Raw genomic sequence first — 26,854 nt, forward strand, 5'->3', positions numbered from 1 at the left:
TTGCCTTAAGCTCCCGATTCTTTTCCTGATATGCTCCACCTCCAGAACTACATTAACGGCACCTTCGTCGCTCCTGTCTCAGGGGCGTACCTGCCCAACATCAATCCGGCCACCGGCGAGGTATATTCGCAGATTCCGGATTCTGATGAGCGCGATGTGCAGGCGGCAGTGGAAGCGGCGCAGGCGGCTTTTCCGGCTTGGTCTGCTCTCTCTGCGGAGAAACGGGGTCGTTTTCTGATAAAGCTCTCCGAACTGATTGACCAGAACCTGGAGCGCCTTGCCGAAGCCGAGACCACCGATAACGGCAAACCGCTCTCGCTCTCCAAAACCGTAGACATCCCGAGGGCTAGCAGCAATTTGTACTTCTTCGGGACAGGTATTCAGCATTTCGCGTCAGAGGCGCACACCATGGAAGGTGTGGCCGTGAACTATACCGTGCGCAAGCCGCTGGGCGTGGTAACCTGTATTTCCCCGTGGAACCTTCCGCTTTACTTGTTCACCTGGAAGATTGCCCCTGCCCTGGCTGCCGGAAATTGCGTGGTCGCCAAACCATCTGAAATCACACCCTACACCGCCCATCTTCTGGCGGAACTCTGTGTGGAAGCCGGATTACCCGCGGGCGTACTGAACATCGTGCATGGCACCGGACCTAAAGCAGGCGCGGTCCTATGCGAACACCCCGAGGTCAAAGCCATTTCCTTCACCGGTGGTACCCAAACCGGTAAAACCATTGCGCGCACGGCGGCGCCGATGTTCAAGAAATTGTCGCTGGAATTGGGCGGCAAGAACGCCACCGTCATCTTCGCGGATTGCGATTTTGAAAAAACGGTGAATACCGCTGTGCAAGCTGCCTTCGCGAACCAAGGCCAGATTTGCCTCTGCGGCTCCCGCATCTTGGTGGAGCGCCCGCTGTATGAACGTTTCAAGGCTGCTTTTCTGGAAAAAGCCAAAAACCTGACCGTGGGTGATCCCATGGAGGACGGCTCCAGAATGGGCGCCTTGGTTTCAGAAGCGCATTTACAAAAGGTGCAACAATACATCACCCTGGCGCTGGAAGAAGGTGGCACGCTGCTACTCGGCGGCGAACGGGTGCACGTGGAGGGCCGTTGCGCGAATGGGTACTTCCTGCAGCCCACCGTTTTTGAAGGCCTTCCCCATAATTGCCGCACCAACACCGAGGAAATCTTCGGACCAGTAGTCACGCTCATGCCCTTTGAAACCGAGGAAGACGCCCTCACTTACGCCAACTACACCCAATACGGCCTCGCCGCCTCTGTCTGGACACAAGACCTTACCCGCGCCCACCGCGTGGCGCATCAACTGCAAGCGGGCATTGTCTGGGTGAACACATGGTTGCTTCGGGATTTACGAACTCCGTTTGGCGGCACCAAGCAAAGCGGCGTGGGCCGGGAAGGCGGTTGGGAAGCGCTGCGCTTTTTCACCGAGCCGCAGAATGTGTGCGTGAAGCTATAGCCGTTTAGAGGCTATTTTCTGCAAATCAGACCTAAAACGAACGTTTTTTTGGCTGTTCCCGATCCAAAATAAATGCCTACTTTTAAGGCTACGAACTTTCTAACAAACCCCATGAGACATACGATTAACCGCTGGGTTTTAGCGGCTTCCTGCCTGGTGCTGACCATGAGCGCACAGGCCCAACAAAAACGCGACTTTGATCTAGACGACATCTTCCGGAAGGGCACGTTCCAGGCCCGCTCGGTGTACGGCGTGAACTGGATGCGGAATGGTCAGTTCTACTCGTCGCAAGTAGCGGATCAGGCCAATCAGGCCGTGGACATCGTGCAGGTAGACGTGACTACTGGCCAGCCGGTGAGCACCATTATTGAGGGCGAAGCCATCAAAGTAGACGGCAAAACGCTGGAGTACGATGACTACAGCTTCAGCAATGATGAAACCAAAATTCTTTTCGAGACCGAGCACGAACCAATTTATCGCCGCAGCAGCAAAGGCCATTTCTACGTGTATGACCGCGCTTCCAAAAAACTGCAGAAACTGAGCCAGGGCGGAAAGCAGAGCTACGCCACTTTCTCGCCGGATAACAAATTTGTGGCCTTCGTGCGCGACAATAACCTGTTCTACGTAGACCTGGCTACCATGCAGGAGCGCCAGATCACCAATGACGGCAAATGGAATTTTATCATCAACGGCGGCACCGACTGGGTATACGAAGAGGAATTCGGCTTCGCGCAGGCGTTTTTCTGGTCGCCGCAGGGAAACCAGATCGCCTTCTACAAGTTTGATGAGAGCCAAGTACCGGAGTACAACATGCAGATGTGGGGCCCGCTGTATCCGCAGGACTACAAGTTCAAGTACCCTAAAGCTGGTGAGAAAAATGCCACCGTAGCCATCTACACCTTCGACCTGGCATCCGGCAAAACCACCAAGATGGAAACCGGCAATGAGGCCGACCAGTACATCCCGCGCATCAACTGGACCAACACGCCTAACCTGTTGTCCATCCGCAGAATGAACCGCTTGCAGAACACGCTGGAGATTCTGCACGCCAACACGCAGACCGGACAAAGCAAAGTGGTTCTGAAGGAAACCGACAAAGCCTACATTGACATCACCGATGATTTGACGTATTTAGCCAACGGCAAGCAGTTTGTGCACAGCTCGGAGAAAGACGGTTTTAACCATCTCTATCTGTATGACATGAACGGCAAGCTAGTGCGCCAGATCACGAAGGGCAAGTGGGAAGTGAGCAGCTTCTACGGCGTGGACGAGAAAAATGGCCTAGTGTACTTCACCTCCACCGAGGTTTCTCCGCTGGAGCGCCATTTGTACAGCATTGGGTTGAACGGCAAGAGCAAGAAGAGCCTCACACCGGCCAAAGGCACGCACACCATCAACCTGAGCCGCGATTTCAAATACTACCTGGACTACTTCTCCACCATCACTACCCCAACGGTGGTGAGCCTGCACACCTCAGATGGAAAGCAGATCAAGGTATTGGAGAACAACGAGAACCTGAAGAACACGCTGGCTACCTACAACATGCCGAAGCCCGAGTTCTTCCAATTCAAGACCTCCGAAAATGTAACCCTGAACGGCTACACCATTAAGCCCACTGACTTTGATCCGAACAAAAAGTATCCGGTGCTCATGTTCCAGTACAGCGGCCCCGGCAGCCAGGAAGTGGTAGATAGCTGGAGAGGCCGAAACTACTTATGGCATAGCTACCTCACCAAACAAGGTTACATCATTGCGGTGATTGACAACCGAGGTACCGGCGGACGCGGCGCTGATTTCAAGAAAATGACCTACGGCAACTTGGGTCATTATGAAGTCATCGATCAGATTGAAGGCGCTAAGCATTTAGGCAACCTCCCATACGTAGATAAAAGCCGCATCGGGATTTGGGGCTGGAGCTTTGGGGGCTACATGAGTTCGCTGGCCATCACCAAAGGCGCCGATGTCTTCAAAGCGGCCATCGCGGTAGCGCCCGTGATCAACTGGCGTTTCTATGACTCCATCTACACCGAGCGTTTCCTGAAATTACCGCAGGATAACGCCAAAGGCTACGACGATAACTCGCCTATTACCCACGCGAACAAGCTGCGCGGCAAGTACCTGCTCATTCACGGCACCGGCGATGACAACGTGCATTTCCAGAATTCCATTGAAATGACGAATGCCTTGGTGAAAGCTAACATTCCGTTTGAGAGTGCCTACTACCCTAACCGGAATCACGGCATTAGCGGCGGTAACACCACCATCCACCTGTTCACCAAAATGACCGAGTTTATCCAGCGCAACTTGTAGTCTGCACCTAATATAAAGCAGAAGCATATAAAGCAGAAGCGCCGGCTCACTGGATGAGTCGGCGCTTTTTTGTTTACTGCTGGTTTCTGTTTCAGATTTTATTTTAGAAAATCATCTTCTAAACGTGACTAGCTTCTAACCTCTGAAACTGGCGCGTTGCAGGCGGTCGTTGATGGCGAGACCCAGGCCCTGCTCCGGCATGGGTTCTGCCAGGATCAGGTCTATGGGCTGGGCATCTAGGGTGCGGAGGGCGGAGAATAGGCTTCTGGCGGCTTCGCTTAGATCGCCTGAGGCAGAGAGTTGGATTTGCTGTTCACGTGGAACTTCAGAGAATATCTGCTGCAGGGAAATCACCCCAACACGTGCAGGATCCGTTTTCTGCAGGTTTTCAGAAATAGACCCTAAAAGCATTTTTTTACGGGGCGAGTAATGGCTGCTGAGCATCCCAGGCGCGGCCGGGTTAGAGGAAGACGTTTTTATTTTTGCTTTGGAGACATGCACCACTTCTTCCAATTCTTCCAGGGCCAATCCGCCTAAACGCAGCACTTCCATCTCGTCACCATTTATCCTAAGAATGGTGGATTCGATGCCAACCTCACACGCACCACCGTCCAAAATGTAAGGAATCCGGGCGCCTAACTGATCCTGCACGTGCTGGGCTGTGGTGGGGCTTACATACCCGAACGGATTGGCGCTAGGTGCGGCTACCGGAAAAGGCAATTGGCGCAGCAGCTCCAGCGTAAGCGGATGCCGCGGAATGCGCACCCCCACGGAGTCATGCCCCGAAGTCACCAGCAGCGGAATGTGCTCGGCTTTCGGCAAGATTAAGGTTAGAGGGCCCGGCCAGAAACGATCGGCTAATGTATAGGCAACGTCTGGCACCTCACGGGCAATGTTGGTAACCTCAGAAACGGAGTGCGTGTGGACAATGAGCGGGTCGAAGGCAGGCCGGTTCTTGGCTTCAAAAATCTTCACCACCGCTTTCTCGTCATAGGCGTTTGCCGCCAGCCCGTAAACGGTTTCGGTGGGAATCGCGACCAGGTCGCCTTGGGTTAGAAAGTTTATTGCGCGCTGTAAATCAGTGCCGATGTCTGCCATAGTGCTATGATAATCCTGCAAAGCTACTACGATGTTCTCTGATTTACAGCCGGGAAATCGGTTTTAAGTTTATATTAAGAAAAACAGGCCTAAAACAGAACGCCCCGATTTACAGGCGGGGCGTTCTGTTTTGATAAAAAATTTCATTGTTTAAACCGATACTTTCTGGTAAAGCTTAGCCAAGGTAGCCACGGCATAATCAATCTCTTCGGCGGTGTTGTACTTGCTGAACGAGAAGCGCACGTTGCCGCGCTCCATATCTGAGTTGATGGCGCGCAGCACGTGAGAACCCAAATCTACGCCGCTGGTGCAGGCGCTTCCGCCTGAGGCCGAAATCTTGTTGATGTCCAGATTGAAAAGCAGCATCTCGTTCATCTCAGACACCGGCAAACTTACGTTCAACACCGTGTAAAGGCTTTTGTCGCCCTCGGCGGAAAGGCCGTTGAACTGCACATCGTCAATCTGCTCGCGCAGCTTCACAATCATGCGGTCTTTTAGGCTTTGGATATGCCGATGGTGCTCATCCATGTCGCGGTACGCGATCTCCAGGGCTTTCGCCAGTCCGATGATGCCGTACACGTTCTCGGTGCCGCCACGCATATTCCGCTCCTGCGAGCCGCCTTGGATCAAGGGATGGATTTTCACCGCTGAGTCCACATAAATAAAACCCACGCCTTTAGGTCCGTGGAATTTATGTGCTGAGCCTACCAGGAAGTTTAAGCCCAAAGCCTGCACATCGTGACGGTAATGGCCCATGGTCTGCACCGTGTCTGAGTGGAAGATAGCATCGTACCTCTTGCAGATTTCGGCAATGGCCTGAATATCGTTCAGGTTCCCAATCTCGTTGTTGGCGTGCATCACTGACACAAAGGTGCGCGGCTGCAAGGCCAGCGTTTCTTCCAGGTGCTGCAGATCCAGAACGCCGTTGGCATCTACCTTCAGCAGCGTCAATTCTATTTCGCCATTTTTCTCCAGCATTTCCAAAGAATGCAACACTGCATGGTGCTCTAGTGGAGAAGTGATGGCGTGCTTTATGCCCAGACTTCTTACCGTGCTACTGATAGCCAAGTTATCGGCCTCGGTACCTCCCGAGGTAAAGAACACCTCAGAAGGGGACGCATTGATCAACCCTGCCACTGTTTTGCGGGCGCCTTCAATAGCGGCCCGCACCTGCCTGCCGTGTGCGTGTATAGACGATGGATTTCCGTAGTGCTCCAACATAAAGGGAGCCATTACCTCAAAAACTTCTTTATCGAGGGGCGTAGTAGCCGCATTATCTAAATATACACGCATGATGATTCTTACTTTTTACAACAACAACAGGTGAAACAGGTACGGTTCATAGGAAACCCCTCGGGATGAAATATATTACTTTGTAAGGTACTTTAGATTACGAGTTGTCTGAGATAATCTCTTTGATGTCGCCAATGATCTTGTTAGCCAAATGATCGGCGGTAGAAAGGCTGTCAGACTCTGCGTAAATCCTGATAATAGGTTCCGTGTTAGATTTGCGCAGGTGCACCCATTCTTTGTTGAACTCAATCTTTACGCCGTCAATAGTATTGATGGGCTGTTTGGCGTATTGCTTCTGCACTTTGGCCAACACTGCGTCTACATCAATATCTTTGGTTAACTCTATCTTGTTTTTGGAGATGTAGTAATTAGGATAGTTCGCGCGCAGGCGGGACATTCTAAGGCCAGTTTTGGCTAAGTGCGATAAAAACAGCGCAATCCCCACCAAAGCATCACGGCCGTAGTGCAGCTCTGGATAGATAATACCTCCATTGCCTTCCCCGCCAATGATGGCGTTCTGGGCTTTCATCATGTTCACCACGTTCACCTCACCCACTGCAGCGGCAAAGTATTGCCCGCCGGCTTTCTCGGTTACGTCACGTAAGGCGCGGGTAGAAGAAAGGTTTGACACGGTATTACCAACTTGGTTTTGCAGAACGTAATCTGCCACAGCTACCAAGGTATACTCCTCGCCAAACATGCTGCCATCTTCATTCACCAGCGCCAAACGATCCACATCTGGGTCCACCACAATGCCCAAATCGAAGTTGCCTTTTTCCATCAAACGGGCAATCTCGCCTAAGTTCTCCGGAAGTGGCTCAGGGTTATGGGCAAAATGGCCGGTAGGGTCGCAGTGCAGTTTCTCTACCTGTTGTACTCCAAGGGCTTCTAGCAGCATCGGCACGGCAAACCCTCCGCTGGAGTTCACAGCGTCTACTACTACTTTGAAGTTTTTGGATTTGATCGCCTCTACGTCTACCAAGGGCAGATCCAGAATGGCTTTGATATGTTTCTTCAGGAATTTATCACTTTGAGTGTATTTCCCAAGCTTGGTTACCTCGGCAAACTGGAAAGACTCCTGCTCGGCCAGTTCTAAGACCAGTTTTCCTTCGGCGTCATTAATGAATTCGCCATGTTGGTTCAACAACTTTAAGGCGTTCCATTGCTTTGGATTGTGGCTAGCAGTAAGAATAATTCCGCCGCCGGCTTTTTTGGCAGGTACCGCCATTTCTACCGTAGGGGTGGTAGACAGGCCCAGATCAATCACGTTGATTCCCAACCCTTGCAGGGTAGCGGCTACTAATCTATTCACCATCTCACCCGATAAACGAGCATCACGGCCTATTACAATTGTATCGTTTTGCGTTGTCTGCAGTACCCAAGTGCCAAAAGCAGCCGCAAATTTTACCACATCTACCGGTGTTAGGGCCTCGCCTACTTCTCCTCCAATAGTACCTCTTATTCCTGAAATTGATTTTATAAGTGCCACTGATTCCAAATTTTGAACACGCAAAAGTAGTAAAATAGAAATGATTCAAGGCAAGGAAGCGTACAAAGGTGTGAGGCTCCCTTCCTTAACAGCTCCTCAGGCCTTCAGAAAAGTGGTTTTTCGCAAGCCTTTTCACCCTTTCTAAAGCCATTTACCGGTCTGCTAAAAAGCAATAAGCATACGAAGCCGAAGCAACTAGCATCCTTCTAAAGCACAACTTCTAAAGGGTTCCCTTATCCATGACAGACCTTGTTTTAAGCTTCTTTTTGGCAAAACACTCCTAAATCTGCAAGGAAGAGAAAGCTTTCTTACAGATTGACCTTCTTATCTATTTTGGGGTGAATCTGCTTTTTTGCGCAATAAACGATAACCTAAACGGGTTTTAGGCGTTGTTGCAAAGCAAGAGCCTAAACCGTCTTCATCTCACGGTTCAGCTCTCTGGCTGAGCAAATTTTTTTTTCTCTTCCTTTATGGAATCCTTATCAGGCATGCATCATGGTAGCAAATAAATCGTTCTTCGCGGCGACAAGGTCAAAGCCAGAACGTACCTGTTTAAGGCTCAGAATCCTTAATCTGGCTTAAAAACAGGTTGGCTCAAGTACTTGCACGGTGAAAGTTTAGGATTTGTTGTGCTACTGTTTTAGCATTAAAATGTGCATTGCTCATGAAATGTTATCATTACGTTTATCTTTGTTAAATGGAAACCCCCGTAGTACCCGCTTACACCCGCCAAGCTCAGCTAGCAGCCTTTAACCGTTTGCTGGATATTTTAGATGATTTGCGTGAAAAATGCCCTTGGGATAGGAAACAAACCATGGAAAGCCTGCGGCACCTCACCATTGAGGAAACCTACGAGCTTTCTGAGGCCATTCTCACCCAGGATCTTCCGGAAATCAAAAAGGAGTTAGGCGATGTACTGCTACACCTGGTTTTCTATGCAAAGATTGCTTCTGAACAAGGGGCCTTTGACATTGCAGAGGTGCTTAACGCCCAATGCGACAAACTGGTCTTCCGGCATCCACACATCTACGGTGATACCAAAGCAGATACAGAAGAAGAGGTAAAACAGAATTGGGAAAGTTTAAAACTTAAAGAGGGCAATAAATCGGTCTTAGCTGGCGTTCCTTCATCGCTTCCGTCCATGGTAAAAGCCATGCGTATCCAGGAGAAGGCCCGTGGCGTTGGATTTGATTGGGATGAGCCCTCAAAAGTCTGGGAGAAGGTGGAAGAAGAGTTAGCCGAGTTCAAGGCTGAATTTGACAAACCCCAATTAAGCCAGGAAGACAAAGCCAAGGCAACCGATGAGCTAGGCGATGTTTTCTTCTCTCTCATCAATTTTGCCCGTTTTCTGGACCTCAATCCTGAAGAGGCTTTGGCCAAAACCAACCAAAAGTTTATCCACCGGTTTCAGTACCTTGAAAAAGCAGCAAATGCCCAAGGGAAAAAGCTTAGTGAGATGACTTTGGCCGAAATGGATGTCTATTGGAATGAAGCAAAAACCAAAATTAAGCCCGAGGAGTATTAGCAAATTTCTTAAGTATACCCTAAATTGATTGTACTTTTGCAATAAAATTTCAGGCATTATTTGATTATTTGCGTATAAATCCCTAGGCTTGTATCTAGGTTGCTCTCAAACTAAGATAACTCTCTTGCTCAACAAATGGTTTTAAGGGAATTTTTAAGAGTGAAAGAGCATTTAACTTTTTAACAACCAATTCATTATTAAAAACTAACTCAGTAACACAAACAACTAAACCTAAATTTTTAGAAACAATGGAAAAAAAGAGTGCACCTGCAACTGCAAAACCAGCAAAACAAGAAGGCAAAGCAGGCTCAATGTTCGCAAGCATCGTAATTCCGGTAGCTATCATTGCTGCGGTTTGTATTTATCTGTTTATCCTTGGTAACGGAGCTAACTTTGAAGGTGGCGACAACGCCAACCACCCACTTCCGGGCAACATGCTTGGTCAGGTGTACAAAGGAGGTTTCATCGTACCTATCCTTATCGCGATTAACATTCTGGTAATCACTTTCTCAATTGAGCGTTTCTTAACAATCAACAAAGCAAAAGGTGGTAAAGGCCTTGAGCAATTTGTAAGAAGTGTGCGTCAGAAAATGAATATGAATGACATCAATGGTGCTATCGCTATCTGCGACCAACAAAAAGGATCAGTAGGTAACGTGGTAAAGGCTGGCTTGCTGAAATACCAAGAAATGCACAATGAGCACGGCATGACCAAAGATCAGCGTATCCTGGCAATCCAGAAGGAAATTGAAGAAGCTACTGCTCTTGAATTGCCTATCCTGGAGAAAAACCTGGTAATCATCTCAACGATCGCTTCTATCTCTACTCTGGTAGGTCTGATTGGAACAGTATTGGGTATGATTAAAGCGTTCGCGGCTCTTGCAACTGCAAGTGGTGCTCCAGATGCTACGCAGCTGGCAAACGGTATCTCTGAGGCCTTGATCAACACAGCCCTTGGTATTACTGGTTCTGCAATTGCTATCGTTGCTTACAACTTCTTCACCAGCAAAATTGATGAGTTGACGTACAGCATTGATGAGGCTTCTTACAGCATCATCCAGACGTATGCCGCTCAGCACACTGAAAACAACAGAATCTAATTTGAACTTCTAGCCTAGAAGGAAAAAATGCCTAAAGTAAAAATACATAGAACCTCTCCATCCCTGGACATGACGCCCATGGTGGACTTGGCATTCCTTCTGGTAACGTTCTTCATGCTTATTTCGAAGTTCGCGCCAGAGGAAGTGCTGGTAGTGGATACGCCATCTGCAACAGCGGAAGTTAAAGCTCCAGATGCCAACGTGATTACAATCAGCATTGGTAACGATGAGCGGGTTTTCTTTGGAGTAGATGACAAAAACACTAAACTAAGACTCATTGATAAGATAAGCGAGAAATACGGAGTTGGCTTCACCCAGCAGGAAAAAGATGTTTTCGCATCACTTGCTTCGTTTGGAGTTCCGATTGCTCAACTGAAATCTTATCTGGCTCTTAAACCCGAAGATCAGAAAAAGGTAAACCAACCTGGTATTCCTATTGATTCTGCAAGAAATGAACTAGGTGACTGGGTGCAATTAGCCCGTTACTCTAACCCTCAATCTATTGTGGCTATCAAAGGAGACCAGACGGCAAAGTACCCTATAGCTGAGCGTATAATTGCTATCTTACAAGACAAGAACGTGAACCGTTTCAACCTTGTAACCGATATGGAAGTTAAACCTCGTAACCTATAACGAAAGGGAACCAACATGGCAGAAATACAACAGCAAGGCGGCGACGAGGGTGGTAAGAAACGGGCCAAGAAAGGCTCTACCAAAGTGGACATGACCCCAATGGTGGACCTTGGCTTCTTATTACTTACTTTCTTCGTAATGACCACCACACTGGCAAAACCTCAGATCATGGAGATCAACATGCCAGTAAAACCCAAGAATCAAGAAGAGCAATCAGAGATTAAAGCCTCTAATGCTTTTACTGTTCTTTTGGGATCTGATAATAGAATCTTCTATTATGCAGGCTTACACCAACCCAACCAGAATATCATACCAACCTTACAGGAGTCTGATTGGTCAGCTAAAGGGATTAGAAAAGTATTACTAGAGAAGAAATCTAACCCTAAATTGGTAGTACTGATTAAAGCTGATGAAACTTCTTCTTACAAGAACTTGGTTGATATCTTGGATGAAATGAGTATTACGGGCACACAAAGATATGCCATTGTCGAGCTAGACAATGCAGATGCCACTTTACTTAGAAACGCTGAAAAAGGAGGGGCGCAATAATGGATAATCAACGTTTAGCAACCGCCACACTGGATGATATGGTCTTTGAAGGCCGTAACAAGGAGTATGGTGCGTACATGTTGCGTAAAATTTATACGAAGCATGTTAACCGCGCAATTGTTATTGCCATCATTCTCTTCGTTCTTTTCCTGAGCATTCCATTGATTCAATCAATGTTCAAGGGAGAAGAAGAAGTGTCTGTGGCTCCGGTAGTAAAAGTAGTGGACTTAGCTGCTCCACCTTCCGTGGAGAAAGTGGTTCCACCACCACCACCACCACCAGATGCACCACCGCCCCCACCACCCGTACGTTCAACTGTTAAGTTTACACCTCCGGTTGTAAAGAAAGACGAAGAAGTACGGAAAGAAGAGATTCCGGATGTTAAAGAGCTTCAGAAAACTGATGCTGGTACAGAGACCGTAAAAGGTGACCCAACCGCGCCTCCAACCTTGGAGGGTATTGAAAGCGGTACAGGTCCAGCTGGTCCGGTACAGGAAGTTTTTGAAGACAAGGTATATATTGCGGTAGAGAAAATGCCTGAGTTCCCAGGCGGGATGGCAGCCATGATGAAATACATGGGTGAGAAATTCCGCATTCCATCAGCCGCTCAGCGTGCTGGTGCAGAAGGTAACGTGGTACTTTCTTTCGTAGTGGGCCCAACCGGGGAAATCACCAACATTGAAGTTCTAAAAGGCCTTGGTTATGGTCTTGACGAAGAAGCCGTACGTGTAATCAAAGGGATGCCTAAATGGAGCCCGGGAGAGCAGAACGGCCGTAAAGTATCTGTAAAATATACAGTACCTTACCGCATCGTGATCAAGTAACCAACCTTCTGGTTCTTTCCAATAAAAGCTCCGGAGACAGACATTCAGTTTAGAATGGTTGTCTTCGGAGTTCTTTTTTACCATACCACCCTTATTTCGCGTACTATCTTAGAAGCCAAACAGGTAGAACTATGAACTACTCCAGAAGACCCCAGAGACAACAACAGGAAAGCACTTATGGAAGTATCATGAAGTATGCTTCATTACTTATGGTACTTTTATACTTTGGCTTTGGTTTATACGTTCTGCTTTCTAGTCCGCAGCAAATACCATTTCCAAGAGAGTATAAATATATATTAGGGGGGCTCCTCCTTTTCTACGGAATCATTAGATTTGTGAGAGCGTACCAACAGTATTTCAAAAAAACCGGGCGAAATGAAGAAGATTAATCTTTTAACTTTTCTGTTTACCGCAAGTGTAGCCCTTGCTACTTTTTCTTGCGGTCAGTCTGGCAGCAAAGGAGTGGATACCCCAACCTCTGGAAGTATCAAGATAAGCGTTGATGAGTCCTATGCCCCTATTGTAGATGCGCAGATCCAGACCTTTCAAGGTATTTATAAGTACGCCAAGATACATGCCATGTACAAACCGGAGGTTCAAGTGATCCATGATCTCCTGAATGATACAATCCGCTTTGCCATTATGGCCCGGGAGCTAAATGACCGGGAAAAAGCTGAATTTGAAAAGTTCAAGATTACACCCCGGGTAAATAAAATAGCAGTGGATGGTATTGCCCTTATTCTAAACAAGGAAAACACAGACACAACCCTCACGCTCCAGCAGGTAAGAAGTATCTTTACTGGTAAAACTACTTCCTGGAGCCAACTGGACCCAAATGCTAAATCTGGTAAGATTACCATTGTCTTTGACAACAGCAACTCCAGTACAGCACGGTTTATTCTTGACTCTATCAACCAGAAACAACCGTTACCACCCAACACCTACGCCACTACCTCCAACTCTAACTTGGTGGACTACGTAGCTCAAAACAGAAACGCGATAGGTGTTATTGGGGTGAATTGGATTAGTGACCGTCAAGACAGTACCGCCATTAGCTTCCTGAAGAGAGTGAATGTGGTAGGCATCAGTGCCACTGAGAACCCTGCCTCAGAAGATGATTATATCCAACCATACCAAGGTTATTTGGCCCAAGGAACTTATCCACTACGAAGAGAGGTTTTTATAGTGAGCAAAGAGGCTCGCGCAGGACTTGGCACAGGTTTTGCATCCTTCATTACAGGAGATAAGGGCCAACGAATTATATTAAAATCAGGCTTGGTACCAGCTTCAATGCCAGTACGCATAGTAGGGTTTAGAGAGTAAAATATTAACCAGAGTTTCACTAACACTAACAACCAAACCAAATGATTAAGAACTGGAAGACGTATGGAGTTTTAGCGGCCGCTTTCTTTACAGCCGCTGGAGCCTCAGCACATAACAATGGGCTGCGTTCTGGTAAGATTGAACAGAAACAATTACTAATACAGTCCCCCCAAGAACAACTAGCATTTGCTTCTTACGCTGTACAAGATAATTCTGCCGCCGGCTTGGTGAAACAAGGGAAAGCAGCTCTTGAACAGAACAAAGTAGCAGAAGCGCAACAGCTTTTTGACAAAGCTTTGGCCTTAACTAAGAACAAGGACAACAATATTAAAATCATGATTGGCGAGGCTTATGTTACCTCGGGTGTGAAAGACTTATCACCAGCCATCAAGGTTTTAGAAGAAGCTGTTAGTAAAGATACCAAAAACGCCAACGCATACGTGCTGCTTGGTGATGCTTACCTACACAACAAAACGGTAGATGGCGGTAAAGCAATGGCTAATTATGACAAAGCCCTTGCTGCTGATAGTAAATTTGCAAAAGCTCATTTACGTAAAGGCCAGCTGTACGTACAGTCCCGTAACTTCACGCAAGCAAAAGAAGCGTTAGATGCAGCTGTAGCCGCTGATCCTAACTATGCTCCTACCTACCTTGAGTTGGCAGAACTGTACTACCGTGCAGAGCAGTATCCAAAAAGTTCTGAATACATCAAGAAGTATGTGTCAATGGCAGAAAATACGCCAGAAACACGTGCGAAATACGCTTCTATCCTTTACTTAACGAAGGATTATGCGAATGCCATGACAGAGATTCAATCTGTCTTGAAAAGTGATCCAAATAACATCGCCATGAACCGTTTGTTGGCATACAATTACTATGACACCAAACAGTATGACAAAGCGTTGGAGGCAATTACCGCTTACTTCAACAAGTACGATGAGTCAAAGCGTATCCCGTCTGACTACGAGTACTATGCCAACATCTTAGTGGAAAACAAAAAGCCACAGGAAGCGGTAGCGGTGATTGAGCAAGGTAAAAAACTTGACCCTAAAAATCCGTTATACGATGATTTGTTAGCCAAGCAATATCTGAGCCTTAAAAATTATCCTAAAGCTATTGAGGCCTATAAGTCTAAGTTTGCGACTACGCCTCCATCTAACACAGATTTGTTCTACTATGGCTACGCTCATGAGTTGAATGATGACTTCAAGACGGCGGATAGTGTTTACACCATCATCACCACCAAGAACCCTACATATGCATATGGTCACTTCTGGAGAGCGCGTGTAAATTACAGCTTAGACCCAGAAACCAAAGCAGGCCTTGCGAAACCTCATTATGAGGAATTCATCAAGCTTACTGCTGGTGATAAGGAGAAATACAAAAAAGACCTGATTACTGCCAACAACTACCTTGGTTACTACTATTATCTGAAAAAAGATAAGGCAAACGCAACCAAGCACTGGCAAGAAGTAAAAACATTGGATCCGGCAAACGCTGATGCAACCAATGGTTTGAATGGTCTTAAAGCCATGAAATAAGCTTCTTTAACCTCATAAAAAAAGCTCCCCTTGTCTGTACAAGGGGAGCTTTTTTTATGAGGTTATACTAAAGGTGAAATTTAGGAAAGGCACCTTTACATTATTTCAGGCAAGCCCTGCTTTTAGGTCATTTTACCTAAAACACGCTCAAAACAATATGGGCGAATTTAGCCCTTACCTCTAAGCTGAAAGTACTTACACTAGGCTTGTACCCTATCCTGAAGCACTTTCCCGTATTGACGCCATTTTTCTAAACCTGCTTTAAAATCATCCGGGAGTTCAGATTCAAAGAAAACGAACTCGTGGGAAGTAGGATGGTGGAAGCCTAAGGATTTAGCATGTAACGCTTGCCTGGGAAGTACTTCAAATGTATTCTGGACAAAAGCCTTGTAAGGACCTGTCTGCTGCCCTTTCAAAATCTTATCCCCCCCGTAGGTGGCATCATTAAATAAAGGGTGTCCTAGGTACTTCATATGAGCCCTGATCTGATGGGTCCTGCCTGTCTCTAGGTTGCATTTGATAAGGCTACAGTAGGTAAAGCTTTCTAGAACCTCATAATGGGTTACGGCAGGTTTACCAAACTCCCCATCTGGGTAAACCGCCATTACTTTCCGGTCTTTAGCACTGCGCCCAATATGGCCTACAATAGTTCCTTTGGCTTGCGCCGGAACGCCCCACACCAAAGCATAATACGTTCTTTCAATAGAATGGTCAAAGAACTGTTTTGCCAGGTAGGTCATGGAAAACTCAGTCTTCGCTATCACCAACAGACCGGAGGTATCCTTATCAATCCGATGCACCAAACCCGGTCTTATTTCTCCGTTTCTGGAGGTTGGTAGATTCTGCAGGTAATACACTAATCCGTTCACCAAAGTACCAGACCAATTATTATAGGCCGGATGCACTACCATGCCTGCTGGTTTATTGATCATCATCAGTTCTTCATCCTCATACACTATGTTTAAGGGAATGTTCTCAGGGACAACATCAGTATCTCTGGGAGGATTGGCCAACGTAACGGTAATCACATCCAGAGGCTTTACTTTGTAGCTGGACTTGGTTGGTTTCCCGTTGATCTTAACAGATTCCGCCTTGATAGCATCCTGCAGTTTGTTACGGGTTACGTTAGGCAGACGGTCCATCAGGAACTTATCTAGCCGCAGTAATGCTTGCCCTTTGTCTACCTGGATGCGATGATGTTCATACAGTTCATCAGAATCGGTTTCTGCTACATCATCATACTCGTTTTCTATGCCTTCAGGTAATTGCATGCGTTCTAAGCCTGTTTGCCAAAATATAGCACAAAAATAAAGAGCCGGTAACGATAATCGTCACCGGCTCTTCTAATTTAGGAAGGAGTTAACCTTATTTCTTCTTTTTAACTGGAGCTGCATTTTGTACCGCTGGCTTAGGAGCAGATGCACCTGGTGTGGCAGCAGAAGCAGCAGGAGAACCTTTAGGGGCTGGAGTCACTCCAAGATCTTTCAAAACTAGATCAGTGAAGGTGTTTCCATCCTCTGGACCATACAACAGAGCCTCAGCAGTAAAGATGTGGGTATACCCATTCTCTTTCGCTACTTTGTCAATAGACTTCTGAATCTTGTTCATTACAGGCTCAAGGGCAGCTTGCTCTTTCTTTTGCAAAGAAGCATCAGCGTTACGCTGGAACTCCTCAATAGAAGCTTGTAAAGTAGTCAATTCTTTTTCTCTATCAGCTCTAACCACATCAGTCATGGTAGGGGCACCTTTTTTGTAAACCTCTACTTTCTCCTGATAGGTTTTATATTTGTTCTGAAGCTCCTTCTCCAATTGGCTGCTGTGGGCTTTCAGATCAGACTCAATCTGGCGGCTCTCAGGCAATTGGCTAATGATGTAATTGGCATTGGTATAGCCAACCTTAACTGTTCCTGTCTGTGCGAAAGAAGCTACGCTTACAAGTAAGAAAGCGGCTACCAACAGAGATTTCAATTTGTTCATTGTAAGTTACTTAGTTTGTTTAATTGTTTTTCTTTTTAACTGGGGTTGTTTTACGGGCAGGCACTGGCTTCTTGTTTGTTGGGTTCTCGGAAGTTACAGCCCCTTCTGGGAGCGGAGGCACATCTGCCGGATCATCTACCAAAGCATCGGCCGGACGGGCACCTGCCGTATTCTGCTCTTTAGAAGCCAAGCCTAACTCTTCTAAGACAAATTCTGTGTAATCATGACGCGGATCTGTATACAACATTACCACATCACCAGACTTGTCAAACATGAAGTTGAGCCCGCGTTGCCGAACTATCTTCTCAACTGCTTCAAACAATTGATCCTGAGCAGGTCTAATTAGTTCTTGTCTCCTTTTGAACAAAGAGCCTTCAAAACCGAACATCTTCCGCTGAAACTCCCTCAGTTCTGTTTCTTTGCGGTTCAGTTCTTCTTGACGCTTCACTTTCATGTCAGGAGTCAAGAGAATCTCCTCAGCCTGATAACTCTTTTGCAGCTTCTCTAGTTCCGCTCGCATGCCCTCTATTTCCTTTTGCCAGGCTTGTGATAGCTTTTCTACCTCTGCCTGAGCATTAGCATATGCGGGCATCTTCTGCAAGATAAAACCAGAATCAATATAGCCAAAGCGCTGGGCACTTACCTCTTTCCCTAAGAGAAAGAACAAGCTCATAAATATAAAGCACCCTAACTTCTTCATCCTTCTTAATCTTATCAAATTCTGTTCCAATTATCTGATTTGCTGCCCAATGATGAAGTGGAATTGGCCACCATTTGCACCTGGGTTACCCGGCACGGTGTCAAGTCCCCATCCATAGTCAAAGCCTAGCAAACCAAAGGCTGCCATGAATACCCTGGCTCCTACCCCTACAGAACGATATAGTTTGAATGGATCGTATTCACGATAGTTGCCAAAGTTGTTACCTGCCTCTGCAAAACCAAGAACATACACGGTTGCCGCTGGGTTCAAGGAAACTGGATAACGCAACTCAGCCACATATTTGTTGAAAGCAATACCACCAGCTCCGTTTGGCGAGATACTTTCGTCTTCATACCCTCTCAAGCCCACGTAGTCAGTAGCCACAATGAAAGAGCCACCACCTAAACCTGAACCTCCTAGTTTAAATCGCTCAAACGGCCCGATTTCTCCTTTTGAACTGTAAGTTCCAATAAAGCCGAAGTGAGCCCGGGTGTTCAACACAAGCTTTCCGTCACCACTCAAAGAATGGAACCAGGAAGCATCAAACATCCATTTATGGAACTCAATCCATTGGAAGTTATTAACAGTGCTCTTAAATAAAGAGTAAGGAGGCGTAAATGTCACGTTCAATCCTATAGAAGAACCAGAACGAGTGTAAGTAGGGTTGTCAATGCTAGAACGGGCAAAAGATGTAATGAAAGAAATGTTGTTCGCATCTCTCAATTGATCTGCCTGTGCATAGTTCCCGAAGATGGTGGAGCCGTTGCTCATATTATACCTGAAGTAAGAAAGTGAATTACTTAAGGTAAAGTAGTCATCTGGCCACCGCAATCTTCTTCCCAGGTTCACGCTTGCCCCTGTAATATCAATGAAAGATTCCTGCCTCTGACTGAATTCATCTAACTGGCTATATCTTTGGATAGACTTACTCAAGCTTACGGTTAATGAATTAGGTCTGCGTCCGCCTAACCAAGGTTCGGTAAACGAAAGCGAATAGGACTGATATCTTTTACCGTTAGCCTGGATGTTCAAGGCTAAGCGCTGCCCGTCTCCGGACGGAACCGGTCTCCACTGCTTCCAATCGGTTGCTTTGCGGAGCGAGAAGTTATTCAGTACTAATCCTACCGTCCCTACTGCGCCAAGGCCACCACCCCAACCACCAGACAAGGTGATCTGGTCATTTGGTCTTTCCTCTACCGTATACCGGATATCCACCGTTCCATTTTCAGGATTAGGGATTGGCTCCATTCCTATTTTCTCTGGGTCAAAATAACCTAGGTTGGAAAGCTCCCGCTGTGAACGGATCAAAGCCGATCTGCTAAAGTTCTGCCCAGGCAAGGTGCGTAATTCGCGAAGAATCACGTGATCACTTGTCTTAGTGTTTCCTGTAACCGAAATGCTGTTGATGGTAGCCTGTGACCCCTCGCTCAATCGCATCTCAATGTCAATAGAGTCACCTTCTACCGCCACTTCAACGGGCTCAATCTGGAAGAACAGGTAACCATCATCCATGTAAAGGGAGGTTACGTCATTCCCGTTAGGGTTGTAGTTGAGGCGTTTATCCAGTTCCTCTCTATTATAAACATCTCCCTTGTTTAAGCCCAAAACTCTGGAGAGCATCGCATCATCATACAGGTAGTTTCCGCTCCAGGTGATGTTACGATAAAAGTATCTACGCCCTTCATCTACCACAATCTTGATGCCTATCCGGTCATCACTGATTTTGTAGATAGAGTCAGAGATAATAGCGGCATCCCGGAAACCCTCTGAGTTGTAGAAGTCAAGAAGAAGCTTTTTATCTGCTTCGTATTCGGTTTTGTTAAACTTGGCACCAGTGAAGACTTTGTAGAACTTCTTTTCTTTTGTCTTCTTTAATTGCCGCTTCAGTTTGGTTTCACTGAAAACTTCTTCCTCCTCATTGCCCCAGATACCGGAAATAAAGCCTGCAAATCCTTCTTTTCTGCTCTGACCTGTAGCGGCATTAATTCTCTCAATGTCCAGTTCACCAATGCGTACTTTTTCACCTTTGTCTACTCTGATTTCTAAGGCAACGCTGTTGGCTATTACTGAATCAGGAATTTGCCTGATTACCACTTGGGCATTCAGGTATCCTTTGTCTTGATAAAACTTCTGAACAGTGGTGCGGGTAGAATTTAAAAGAGCATCGGTAACCACTCTTCCTTTGTTTAGGGCGATTGATTTTTGCAGATCCTCAGCTTGCGCTTTTGTGGCTCCTGAGAAATCAAATCTGGATAGGCGAGGACGCTCGGTTAAGAAGAAATCAAGGTAGATGGTGTCTCCTTCAATTCGGGTGGCGCGCACATCAACGCCTCCCAAGATACCCTGATCCCATAGTTTCTGAATAGCTCTGCTGATAGCGTCACCCGGAACGTCAATTTCATCACCTATTCTTAACCCGGTGAGGGAGATTAACGTAGTAGGATCAAGGAACTTGGCACCACTGACCGTGATGCCACCTATCTTGTATTTTTTGGGATTGGCGTAGTCAATGGAGGTAGCCGCATTATTGCCGCCAACCCCTAGTCTGATCTGCGCATTTGCAGTTACACCAGACATCACTAAAAGGCATAACAGCCAAAAGTACTTACTCATTAATGTGCTTTTTGTAATTGTTCGCTCGTCTTTCCGAATCGGCGTTCCCGTCGCTGAAAAGCAAGTATGGCTTCATAAAGATGTTCTTTCCTAAAATCAGGCCACAGCAGATCTGTAATATACAATTCTGTGTAAGCTAATTGCCAAAGCAAGAAGTTACTAATGCGCTGCTCACCACTGGTTCTGATTAATAGCTCTGGGTCTGGCATGCCAGCCGTATTCAAATAACCTTGTATAGTGCTTTCATTGATAGCAGCAGGCTCCAACTCCCCTGCTTTTACCTGTGCCGCTACCTTTTGCATGGCGTTTACCAATTCCCAACGACCACTGTAGCTCAAGGCCAATACCAAAGTCATCCGGGTATTTTGGCTCGTGATTTGGATGGCTTCCTCTAACTGCTTTTTGCAAGCTTGAGGCAATGCCGCCAAATCCCCGATTGACTGCAACCTGATATTATTTTTGTTTAAGGTCTCCGTTTCTTTACGGATTGTACTTACCAACAATTGCATTAGGGCTTCCACTTCATACTTAGGTCTAGACCAATTCTCAGTGGAAAAAGCATACAATGTCAAGTACTGAACACCTAATTCTGCCGCCGCCTCTACGGTTTCACGCACGGCAGTGATGGCGTTTTGGTGGCCAAAAATCCTAAGGTTGCCCTTTTTCTTTGCCCATCTTCCGTTTCCATCCATGATAACGGCAACATGATGGGGCAAATTGCCCATGTCTATCTTTTCCTTCAGGCTCATTAAAAAGAAATTTCAATGCAATTTAGGAAAAGCTTAGCACATTATGCCTATGCTAGTTACGCTTACTGTTTTTACCTGATCCTATAGGACAGTTGATCTTGTAGAATGTATAGGAAAGACTAACGCCATTATAGAAGTAGAGGTCCCTGCTGTTAGGATTCATTACTTGCTCGTTCTGATCAATAAGATTATCAAAAGCATCAGTGAACAAAACTCTTACCCCTGCCTCAAAGCCCAAGTTCCAATGTTCTGAAAGCGCATATTTCACTCCGGCCCCTACAGGAACAGCCAAAGCGTAGCGGGTACCATACTTTTGTTGATTATCAGTATCAGTTGGATAGATAATTTCAGGTGTTATGGCTGTGGTTTTATTGTTATAGACCAAACCGGCAACACTTAAAGTGAAATAAGGAGTCCACCTTACGTTGCGTCTGAAATCATAATAATCCAGAAAATTATAGTCTATTCCGCCACTCAGCTCTAGGAAACTGGTGTTAACAGTTGCTCGTCTATACATGGACAATGGCAACTCTCTAGCAAGAAATGAAGGGTTTTCAGTAAAGTCTTCGTCTTCTGCTTTCACCCGGCCAATGAGCAAACTAGCCTTCCAAGCCAAAGCATTGGAGATATCCTTTTTATAAAACAGGTTGAGCGCAGGTCTATTACTTCTAAAACGGTACCTAGGAGCTATATCTCCTTTATAGACTACTCCTCCAATGCCGATGCCAAGCTCACTTGTTGTTCTTGGCTGCCCTGTTTGATACTGTGCGGCAGCAGGTAATACAAAAAAAACACTCCCTATTTGTACCAAGGTGCAAATAAGGAGTGTGCGTACTGTTTTTAAAATCATTTACTCAAAATCAGAAGGTGTTTCCGTATTAACGGAATTTAGGTCCTCTTCGTGTCGGAGCTAGGATATAATTTAAAGAAAAACCTGTAGTGATGTACCAGTCATCATCAGAAGTATCACCTCTCTGGTCACCTTTACGTCCGTAGCCAGGGATGTTTCTATAACCATTTGCATCGGTTTGAACACCGTAATTGCCAGCTCTTGAATTGTCAGCACTTCTGTCAGACAAAATAGCAGCAGCTTCGCTTAAGTCACCTTTATCAGCGTAAGAAGTACTTACATCGTCTAAGTAGTCAGTGAAGGTTTTACGCCAAGTGATCTCAAATCCAAGATCCCAGCTTCTGGCAAGTTTGTATTTAACACCAAATCCGAAAGGAATGGCAAATTGAATCTTTTTGTAAGGATCTGGATAGCCTTCTTCGTTTGAATACTGGCCTTCAGTTCCAAGAGGCTGTAACTCATACCAACCAGCTGCCAAACGAGAATCTGTTCCGTCATAATATGCTTTAGGGTTATGATGCATTACAGCTACACCCACGAAAGCATAAGGTGTGAAATCAGGACGGCGTAAATAAGTTCTGCGGTTCTCGAACAAGTCAATGATACCATGTACGCTTAATTCCTTGATGTCATTTCTGAAGCTCAAGTTACGCTTGAATCTTGGCTCGTTCTCTGGTTCTGAGAAATCTGCACTTTTGCTATCATCACCAGTGATTCTTCCCCATGAAAGAGCGGCACGTCCGGAAATTCTGGGAGTGAATTTGCGAGTGAAGTGTACTGATACACTTGGACGGGTAGAGTTAAGACGTAAGCTTGTGAAATCAGATTCAGGAGTTACATCGCCAAAATAGTTCATGGCGTTCAAACTGATCCCCACACTGTTGTAAAGATTTCTCCTACTAAAACGCTGTGCTTCTGCCTGGGGGGCAGTAGCCATAAAGAGAACAAACAAAATTAAAGAAGTAGAGAAAAATTTTTTCATGCCATCAACTATTACTGTATTTACTTTTAATTGCAAAGCGCATTTGCCGTGCAGTGGACAAAATTATACCTTTTTTTATTACAACAAAGAGGTATATAGGACTTTTTTATATTTAACTTTTATTTAACCATTCCTTTGATCAAGTCCCCAATGCATTTTTGTTCTCAGGGTTGTTAGAAAATTCACATGATTTAACTTCACAAGCCTTGCATTGAAGTCTTCCCGCCTAACCGCTAACTGAATGGAAGCATCTACTGGCTTTGACCTGGAATCCAAGGATACTAGGTATCTGGTGCTTCTTCCCTCAATCTCAAAAGAAATAACACTCTTATCTGAGACAACCAGTGGGCGTACATTCAAATTATGAGGGCATACGGGAGAGATTACAAAATTGTTTGTTTGGGGCATCATCACCGGCCCTCCACAGGAAAGCGAATACCCGGTAGACCCGGTAGGTGTTGCCACTATCAGGCCGTCTGCCCAATAAGAATTTAAATATTCCCCGTCGATGTACGTATGAACCGCAATCATGGAGGAAGTATCTCGCTTTAAAATTGAAAATTCATTCAATCCAAAGTTTTTGCCATCAAACACCTCCTGATCACTGTCCAAATGGATGAGCGACCTATCTTCCAGGGTGAAATGCCCTTTTAACAGGGAATCGACCGCCATTTCTAAGTGGGCATAAGGCACTGAAGCCAAGAACCCCAGCCGTCCCATGTTGATGCCCATAATAGGAATTTGCAAAGCTCCCACATAGGTGACTGCATCCAGCAAAGTACCGTCACCGCCCAAGCTAAGCATGTAATTGACATCCCGCAGGCTGGTATCACGGGTAAATACATCTGCTTGGGAAGGTATTGGGGTAAAGGGCGCCAACGATTCTACAAAATGATCGGCCACTGTTACCTGTACCCCCTGCTGAACCAATAAATCTAATAGTCGGCGCACAAAAGGAATCACTTCCTCTTTCACAGGTTTACCAACTATTGCTATTTTCATGACAGGGTCTGCTCAAAGATATTGTAAAACATTCAATATCAAGACAAATATATAGGGTGTTTAACTATATATAAAATTTAAATATTCAAATACCTGAGAAGCATATCCAACCGGTCCTGGTCCTCTGGCGCGCTGGAAGTATCCTGAAACTGAGCCGTTATTTTATAACCAAATCGTTCCAGGGTAGCCACAATACGAGTTAAATCCATAGTGTTTATCTTCAAGGTAAGTTTGATTTTGAAGATATCAGCCTCGTCTGGAGAGACGTTGGCGCTCAGAATCTTGGCATTATTTGATTCTACCAACCGGCTGATTTCACTTAAGGAATAATCCCGCTCGGCCATGCAAAGCACCAGAATTCCGCCTTGTCCCTGGATGGCAGACATCTGCCCGAAAGCAGAGATGGTGTCATTGACGGTGATAACGCCCAAATATTCTTGCAAATCATCCAGTACTGGCACCACCTGCACTTTGTTTTTAATGGCTAGTTCCATCACATTGTAAAAGTGCTGGTTCTGCTGCACATGTACGTGCTCAAAATCAAAGGGTATGTTTTCCAGAACCATCTCTGGGTTTTTGGCCTCCATCACATTCTCCTCTGTGACAAGCCCCAAGTATTTCCGGTTCTTAACTACAGGGAGTTGGTTCAACCTGAACTCATCCATCCAACGCACGGCTTTTTCACCGGTGTCAGAGAGTTTGAGGGGTGGCACCATCTGGTTTATCAGTTCTTCAGCTATCATAGGCAGCAGTCTTTAACAGGAATTCCTCTAAGATACTGTTAAAGGCCTCCGGATGTTCCATCATAGGTGCATGGCAGCAATGGTCTATGAAACGAAGCTCAGAATTATGGATCAATCTATTAAACTCATGCGCTACCATAGGCGGCGTAATAGTATCATTCAGCCCCCAGATCAGGAGCGTGGGAGCTTTGATGCCTCCTAAGTCTTTTCCCAGATTGTTCCGCTGTGCCGACTTAGCAATGGAGATGATTCGGAGAACTTTTGGATTACTGTTGGTAATATCAAACACCTCATCTACCAGCTCTGGAGTGGCTACCGCAGGGTCATAGAAGGTGTACTCAATGCGCTCTTTTACAAAGTCATAGTTTCCACGCTTAGGGAAAGAACCTCCCATGGAGTCCTCAAACAGGCCAGAGCTGCCCGTCAACACCAGGCGTTTCACGTACTCGGGGCGCTTCAAGGCAAACTCCAGGGCTACGTGTCCGCCTAGGGAATTTCCCAGCAGCGTTAAGTCAGTTAACTTTTTATGCGAAACGAACTCCTCCACGAACTCTACCAAGCCAGGCACGCTGGCTTGGGGCAACGGCATCTCATACAAAGGCATGAGCGGAATAACCACACGGTAGTTTTGATGGAAATAGGAGACCACTCCCTGCCAGTTACTAAGCGCACCAAACAGACCATGCAAGAGCAAAAGCACTTCGCCTTCCCCTTCATCTATGTATTCAAACCCGCCTTCCTTCTTGATTTCCAAGTTCATGTGAGAAAATCGCTTGTATTGATAGTAAGTAGAAACTAGTATAGAGATGTAATATTAGCAATATTCACCCAATTTCTGAGCATCTCCAGCCCATGTTGGGTTAATGCCGCCTCCGGATGAAACTGCAGGGCGTACAGCGGCAAGTGTGCGTGCCGGAAAGCCATCAACTCTCCTTGAGCGGTTTGTGCCAAAGGAACCAGGTCTGCCGGCGACTCCTGCACCACCAAAGAATGGTAACGCACAACCGGTATCTTGGAGGGAAGCCCCGCAAAAATAGGATCGGGTACGCAGGTGATCTCCGAGATCTTGCCGTGCATAGGCCTGAGCCCTTTCTCCACTTTAGCCCCAAAAAACTGCCCCATTGCCTGGTGCCCCAGACAAATACCCAACATAGGCAAGCGGTCATGGTAATAGTCAATGACCAAAGGCATCACCCCTGCTTTCTCGGGTGTACCTGGGCCCGGCGACAAGACAATTCCCTTTAGGGGCATGGCTTGAAGCTCCGCTAAAGGGACATCGTTCCGGCGCACCTCTACCTCTACGCCCAGTTGGCGAAAATAGTCATAGAGGTTATAGGTAAAGGAATCAAAGTTATCTAGCAGCAGTAGCACAGAGAAGAAAACGCAGAGAAGTAAAAAAGGATATTCCAGCTTTAGGCCTGCTTTCAAGAAAACAGGCTTAAAGCTGGAATGAACATGTATTAGCTGGGTTAAAGCCGAGCAACAGTTGTATGCTTTTCAGCCGCTTTGGGGTTACATCCGGCAAAGAAGGCCAAAAACAAAAATCAGGATCTCCACCTTGGCTTAACTAAAAGACTCCAGAGCTTCACGCCCGAACGGGATAATCCATTGCACAAAGGCCCAGGCATTGGGAGCGGCATCTAGGTAGTACGGGTACACCTCTGATTCACGCACGGTTTGCAGCGCAACATCCAAGCCTGTAGCATTGGCGAAGTACACCAACAAACAGATTGCAAAGGCCCATTTGGCGGCGCCAATCAAGGCTCCTACCACATTATCTATTAAGCCCAATGGGGTGAGATGTACGCCTTTTTTGATAATCATGCCAATAGCCCGTACCGCAAACCCGATGCCTATAAACACCAGCAGAAAGGGAAGAAACGGCAGGAAACCAGCTTTGTCGCCTAGCCACTCATGGATAGGCGGTGTCACCAGCCCCACTAACTTCATCCCAAAGACGGTGATGATCACGAAAGAGGCCAGGGACGCAATCTCCAGCACCAAGCCTTTGAAGAACCCTTTGAAGGCCCCGTAGGCCACTGGCAAAAGCAAAAAAAGGTCAAACGTACTCACCCTAGGA

General features: G+C 46.3%; 25 protein-coding genes. 9 read left to right on the forward strand and 16 right to left on the reverse strand.

Annotation, left to right across the window (positions count from 1 at the left end):
- The first annotated feature begins 30 nt into the window (after positions 1-30).
- Together ACW9SV_RS05630 and ACW9SV_RS05635 are read left to right on the forward strand one after the other, a co-directional pair.
- The gene (locus tag ACW9SV_RS05630) at positions 31-1,473 is read left to right on the forward strand and encodes an aldehyde dehydrogenase (protein ID WP_479555762.1); all 1,443 of its coding nucleotides are present in this window, start codon (positions 31-33) and stop codon (positions 1,471-1,473) included.
- Between the two features lie 111 nt (positions 1,474-1,584).
- Positions 1,585-3,783: a S9 family peptidase gene (locus ACW9SV_RS05635; RefSeq protein WP_479555763.1), complete on the forward strand. Its 2,199-nt coding sequence runs from the start codon at positions 1,585-1,587 to the stop codon at positions 3,781-3,783.
- A 135-nt stretch (positions 3,784-3,918) separates the two neighbouring features.
- On the opposite strand, the gene ACW9SV_RS05640 is transcribed toward ACW9SV_RS05635, so the two are convergent.
- From ACW9SV_RS05640 to glmM, 3 genes are all read right to left on the reverse strand, one after another.
- Positions 3,919-4,881 carry an L-threonylcarbamoyladenylate synthase gene (locus ACW9SV_RS05640; protein WP_479555764.1) on the reverse strand — a complete coding sequence of 321 codons (963 nt, stop codon included), beginning with the start codon at positions 4,879-4,881 and terminating at the stop codon, positions 3,919-3,921.
- Between the two features lie 150 nt (positions 4,882-5,031).
- Entirely contained in the window at positions 5,032-6,174 is a 1,143-nt protein-coding gene (locus ACW9SV_RS05645; RefSeq protein WP_479555765.1) for a cysteine desulfurase family protein, read from the reverse strand.
- A 97-nt stretch (positions 6,175-6,271) separates the two neighbouring features.
- On the reverse strand, positions 6,272-7,663 hold the full coding sequence (gene glmM / locus ACW9SV_RS05650; protein ID WP_479555766.1) for a phosphoglucosamine mutase: 1,392 nt from the start codon (positions 7,661-7,663) through the stop codon (positions 6,272-6,274).
- A 697-nt stretch (positions 7,664-8,360) separates the two neighbouring features.
- Here glmM and mazG point away from each other — a divergent pair.
- A complete protein-coding gene (gene mazG / locus ACW9SV_RS05655) occupies positions 8,361-9,188 on the forward strand; it encodes a nucleoside triphosphate pyrophosphohydrolase (protein WP_479555767.1) in 828 nt (275 codons plus the stop codon).
- Positions 9,189-9,282: 94 nt separating this feature from the next.
- Here the strand turns inward: mazG and ACW9SV_RS05660 are convergent, their stop codons facing one another.
- Complete coding sequence (locus ACW9SV_RS05660) at positions 9,283-9,513, reverse strand: hypothetical protein (protein ID WP_479556525.1); 231 nt, start codon at positions 9,511-9,513, stop codon at positions 9,283-9,285.
- On the opposite strand from ACW9SV_RS05660, the gene ACW9SV_RS05665 reads away from it, so the two are divergent.
- From ACW9SV_RS05665 to ACW9SV_RS05690, 6 genes are all read left to right on the forward strand, one after another.
- Positions 9,437-10,288, forward strand: coding sequence for a MotA/TolQ/ExbB proton channel family protein (locus ACW9SV_RS05665; RefSeq protein WP_479555768.1), 852 nt, complete (start codon positions 9,437-9,439; stop codon positions 10,286-10,288). The two genes, ACW9SV_RS05660 and ACW9SV_RS05665, sit on opposite strands and share 77 nt — an antisense overlap.
- A 27-nt stretch (positions 10,289-10,315) precedes the next feature.
- Positions 10,316-10,921 carry an ExbD/TolR family protein gene (locus ACW9SV_RS05670; RefSeq protein ID WP_479555769.1) on the forward strand — a complete coding sequence of 202 codons (606 nt, stop codon included), beginning with the start codon at positions 10,316-10,318 and terminating at the stop codon, positions 10,919-10,921.
- A 15-nt stretch (positions 10,922-10,936) separates the two neighbouring features.
- Positions 10,937-11,470 (forward strand): ExbD/TolR family protein, encoded by a 534-nt coding sequence (locus ACW9SV_RS05675; RefSeq protein ID WP_479555770.1) that lies wholly within the window; start codon positions 10,937-10,939, stop codon positions 11,468-11,470.
- Positions 11,470-12,294, forward strand: a complete 825-nt coding sequence (locus ACW9SV_RS05680; RefSeq protein ID WP_479555771.1) for an energy transducer TonB — start codon at positions 11,470-11,472, stop codon at positions 12,292-12,294. The genes ACW9SV_RS05675 and ACW9SV_RS05680 overlap by 1 nt, the downstream gene beginning before the upstream one ends.
- A gap of 375 nt (positions 12,295-12,669) precedes the next feature.
- On the forward strand, positions 12,670-13,617 hold the full coding sequence (locus ACW9SV_RS05685; RefSeq protein ID WP_479555772.1) for a PstS family phosphate ABC transporter substrate-binding protein: 948 nt from the start codon (positions 12,670-12,672) through the stop codon (positions 13,615-13,617).
- Positions 13,618-13,658: 41 nt separating this feature from the next.
- Complete coding sequence (locus ACW9SV_RS05690) at positions 13,659-15,158, forward strand: tetratricopeptide repeat protein (protein WP_479555773.1); 1,500 nt, start codon at positions 13,659-13,661, stop codon at positions 15,156-15,158.
- Between the two features lie 200 nt (positions 15,159-15,358).
- Here ACW9SV_RS05690 and ACW9SV_RS05695 read toward each other — a convergent pair whose 3' ends face one another.
- From ACW9SV_RS05695 to ACW9SV_RS05750, 12 genes are all read right to left on the reverse strand, one after another.
- Positions 15,359-16,429, reverse strand: a complete 1,071-nt coding sequence (locus tag ACW9SV_RS05695; RefSeq protein WP_479555774.1) for an RluA family pseudouridine synthase — start codon at positions 16,427-16,429, stop codon at positions 15,359-15,361.
- 94 nt (positions 16,430-16,523) lie between these two features.
- The gene (locus ACW9SV_RS05700) at positions 16,524-17,135 is read right to left on the reverse strand and encodes an OmpH/Skp family outer membrane protein (RefSeq protein ID WP_479555775.1); all 612 of its coding nucleotides are present in this window, start codon (positions 17,133-17,135) and stop codon (positions 16,524-16,526) included.
- A gap of 19 nt (positions 17,136-17,154) precedes the next feature.
- On the reverse strand, positions 17,155-17,808 hold the full coding sequence (locus tag ACW9SV_RS05705) for an OmpH/Skp family outer membrane protein (RefSeq protein ID WP_479555776.1): 654 nt from the start codon (positions 17,806-17,808) through the stop codon (positions 17,155-17,157).
- Positions 17,809-17,865: 57 nt separating this feature from the next.
- A complete protein-coding gene (locus tag ACW9SV_RS05710) occupies positions 17,866-20,448 on the reverse strand; it encodes a BamA/OMP85 family outer membrane protein (RefSeq protein WP_479555777.1) in 2,583 nt (860 codons plus the stop codon).
- A complete protein-coding gene (locus ACW9SV_RS05715; RefSeq protein WP_479556510.1) occupies positions 20,448-21,191 on the reverse strand; it encodes an isoprenyl transferase in 744 nt (247 codons plus the stop codon). Before ACW9SV_RS05715 ends, ACW9SV_RS05710 begins: the two co-directional genes overlap by 1 nt.
- Positions 21,192-21,249: 58 nt before the next feature.
- Entirely contained in the window at positions 21,250-22,047 is a 798-nt protein-coding gene (gene porG / locus ACW9SV_RS05720) for a type IX secretion system protein PorG (protein ID WP_479555778.1), read from the reverse strand.
- Positions 22,048-22,075: 28 nt separating this feature from the next.
- Positions 22,076-23,065, reverse strand: a complete 990-nt coding sequence (locus ACW9SV_RS05725; RefSeq protein ID WP_479555779.1) for a DUF6089 family protein — start codon at positions 23,063-23,065, stop codon at positions 22,076-22,078.
- Between the two features lie 87 nt (positions 23,066-23,152).
- Positions 23,153-24,031, reverse strand: coding sequence for an NAD kinase (locus ACW9SV_RS05730; protein WP_479555780.1), 879 nt, complete (start codon positions 24,029-24,031; stop codon positions 23,153-23,155).
- A gap of 77 nt (positions 24,032-24,108) precedes the next feature.
- Positions 24,109-24,774 carry a CBS domain-containing protein gene (locus tag ACW9SV_RS05735; protein ID WP_479555781.1) on the reverse strand — a complete coding sequence of 222 codons (666 nt, stop codon included), beginning with the start codon at positions 24,772-24,774 and terminating at the stop codon, positions 24,109-24,111.
- Complete coding sequence (locus tag ACW9SV_RS05740; RefSeq protein WP_479555782.1) at positions 24,764-25,534, reverse strand: alpha/beta fold hydrolase; 771 nt, start codon at positions 25,532-25,534, stop codon at positions 24,764-24,766. The genes ACW9SV_RS05735 and ACW9SV_RS05740 overlap by 11 nt, the downstream gene beginning before the upstream one ends.
- A 35-nt stretch (positions 25,535-25,569) precedes the next feature.
- Positions 25,570-26,145: an anthranilate synthase component II gene (locus ACW9SV_RS05745; protein WP_479556511.1), complete on the reverse strand. Its 576-nt coding sequence runs from the start codon at positions 26,143-26,145 to the stop codon at positions 25,570-25,572.
- A gap of 192 nt (positions 26,146-26,337) precedes the next feature.
- A complete protein-coding gene (locus ACW9SV_RS05750; protein ID WP_479555783.1) occupies positions 26,338-26,847 on the reverse strand; it encodes a CvpA family protein in 510 nt (169 codons plus the stop codon).
- Positions 26,848-26,854: the final 7 nt, after the last annotated feature.

The organism is Rufibacter sp. JT20002, assembly GCF_056491185.1.

Excerpts from the sequence above, each read along its gene's own strand:
- ACW9SV_RS05730 (WP_479555780.1), bottom strand. The coding sequence starts at position 24,031 with ATGAAAATAGCAATAGTTGGTAAACCTGTGAAAGAGGAAGTGATTCCT.
- ACW9SV_RS05690 (WP_479555773.1), top strand. The coding sequence starts at position 13,659 with ATGATTAAGAACTGGAAGACGTATGGAGTTTTAGCGGCCGCTTTCTTT.
- ACW9SV_RS05700 (WP_479555775.1), bottom strand. The coding sequence starts at position 17,135 with ATGAACAAATTGAAATCTCTGTTGGTAGCCGCTTTCTTACTTGTAAGC.
- ACW9SV_RS05685 (WP_479555772.1), top strand. The coding sequence starts at position 12,670 with ATGAAGAAGATTAATCTTTTAACTTTTCTGTTTACCGCAAGTGTAGCC.
- ACW9SV_RS05710 (WP_479555777.1), bottom strand. The coding sequence starts at position 20,448 with ATGAGTAAGTACTTTTGGCTGTTATGCCTTTTAGTGATGTCTGGTGTA.
- ACW9SV_RS05670 (WP_479555769.1), top strand. The coding sequence starts at position 10,316 with ATGCCTAAAGTAAAAATACATAGAACCTCTCCATCCCTGGACATGACG.
- ACW9SV_RS05665 (WP_479555768.1), top strand. The coding sequence starts at position 9,437 with ATGGAAAAAAAGAGTGCACCTGCAACTGCAAAACCAGCAAAACAAGAA.
- ACW9SV_RS05735 (WP_479555781.1), bottom strand. The coding sequence starts at position 24,774 with ATGATAGCTGAAGAACTGATAAACCAGATGGTGCCACCCCTCAAACTC.
- porG (WP_479555778.1), bottom strand. The coding sequence starts at position 22,047 with ATGATTTTAAAAACAGTACGCACACTCCTTATTTGCACCTTGGTACAA.
- ACW9SV_RS05695 (WP_479555774.1), bottom strand. The coding sequence starts at position 16,429 with ATGCAATTACCTGAAGGCATAGAAAACGAGTATGATGATGTAGCAGAA.
- ACW9SV_RS05740 (WP_479555782.1), bottom strand. The coding sequence starts at position 25,534 with ATGAACTTGGAAATCAAGAAGGAAGGCGGGTTTGAATACATAGATGAA.
- ACW9SV_RS05640 (WP_479555764.1), bottom strand. The coding sequence starts at position 4,881 with ATGGCAGACATCGGCACTGATTTACAGCGCGCAATAAACTTTCTAACC.
- mazG (WP_479555767.1), top strand. The coding sequence starts at position 8,361 with ATGGAAACCCCCGTAGTACCCGCTTACACCCGCCAAGCTCAGCTAGCA.
- ACW9SV_RS05705 (WP_479555776.1), bottom strand. The coding sequence starts at position 17,808 with ATGAGCTTGTTCTTTCTCTTAGGGAAAGAGGTAAGTGCCCAGCGCTTT.
- ACW9SV_RS05675 (WP_479555770.1), top strand. The coding sequence starts at position 10,937 with ATGGCAGAAATACAACAGCAAGGCGGCGACGAGGGTGGTAAGAAACGG.
- ACW9SV_RS05645 (WP_479555765.1), bottom strand. The coding sequence starts at position 6,174 with ATGCGTGTATATTTAGATAATGCGGCTACTACGCCCCTCGATAAAGAA.
- ACW9SV_RS05680 (WP_479555771.1), top strand. The coding sequence starts at position 11,470 with ATGGATAATCAACGTTTAGCAACCGCCACACTGGATGATATGGTCTTT.
- ACW9SV_RS05630 (WP_479555762.1), top strand. The coding sequence starts at position 31 with ATGCTCCACCTCCAGAACTACATTAACGGCACCTTCGTCGCTCCTGTC.
- ACW9SV_RS05635 (WP_479555763.1), top strand. The coding sequence starts at position 1,585 with ATGAGACATACGATTAACCGCTGGGTTTTAGCGGCTTCCTGCCTGGTG.
- ACW9SV_RS05660 (WP_479556525.1), bottom strand. The coding sequence starts at position 9,513 with ATGCTTGCGAACATTGAGCCTGCTTTGCCTTCTTGTTTTGCTGGTTTT.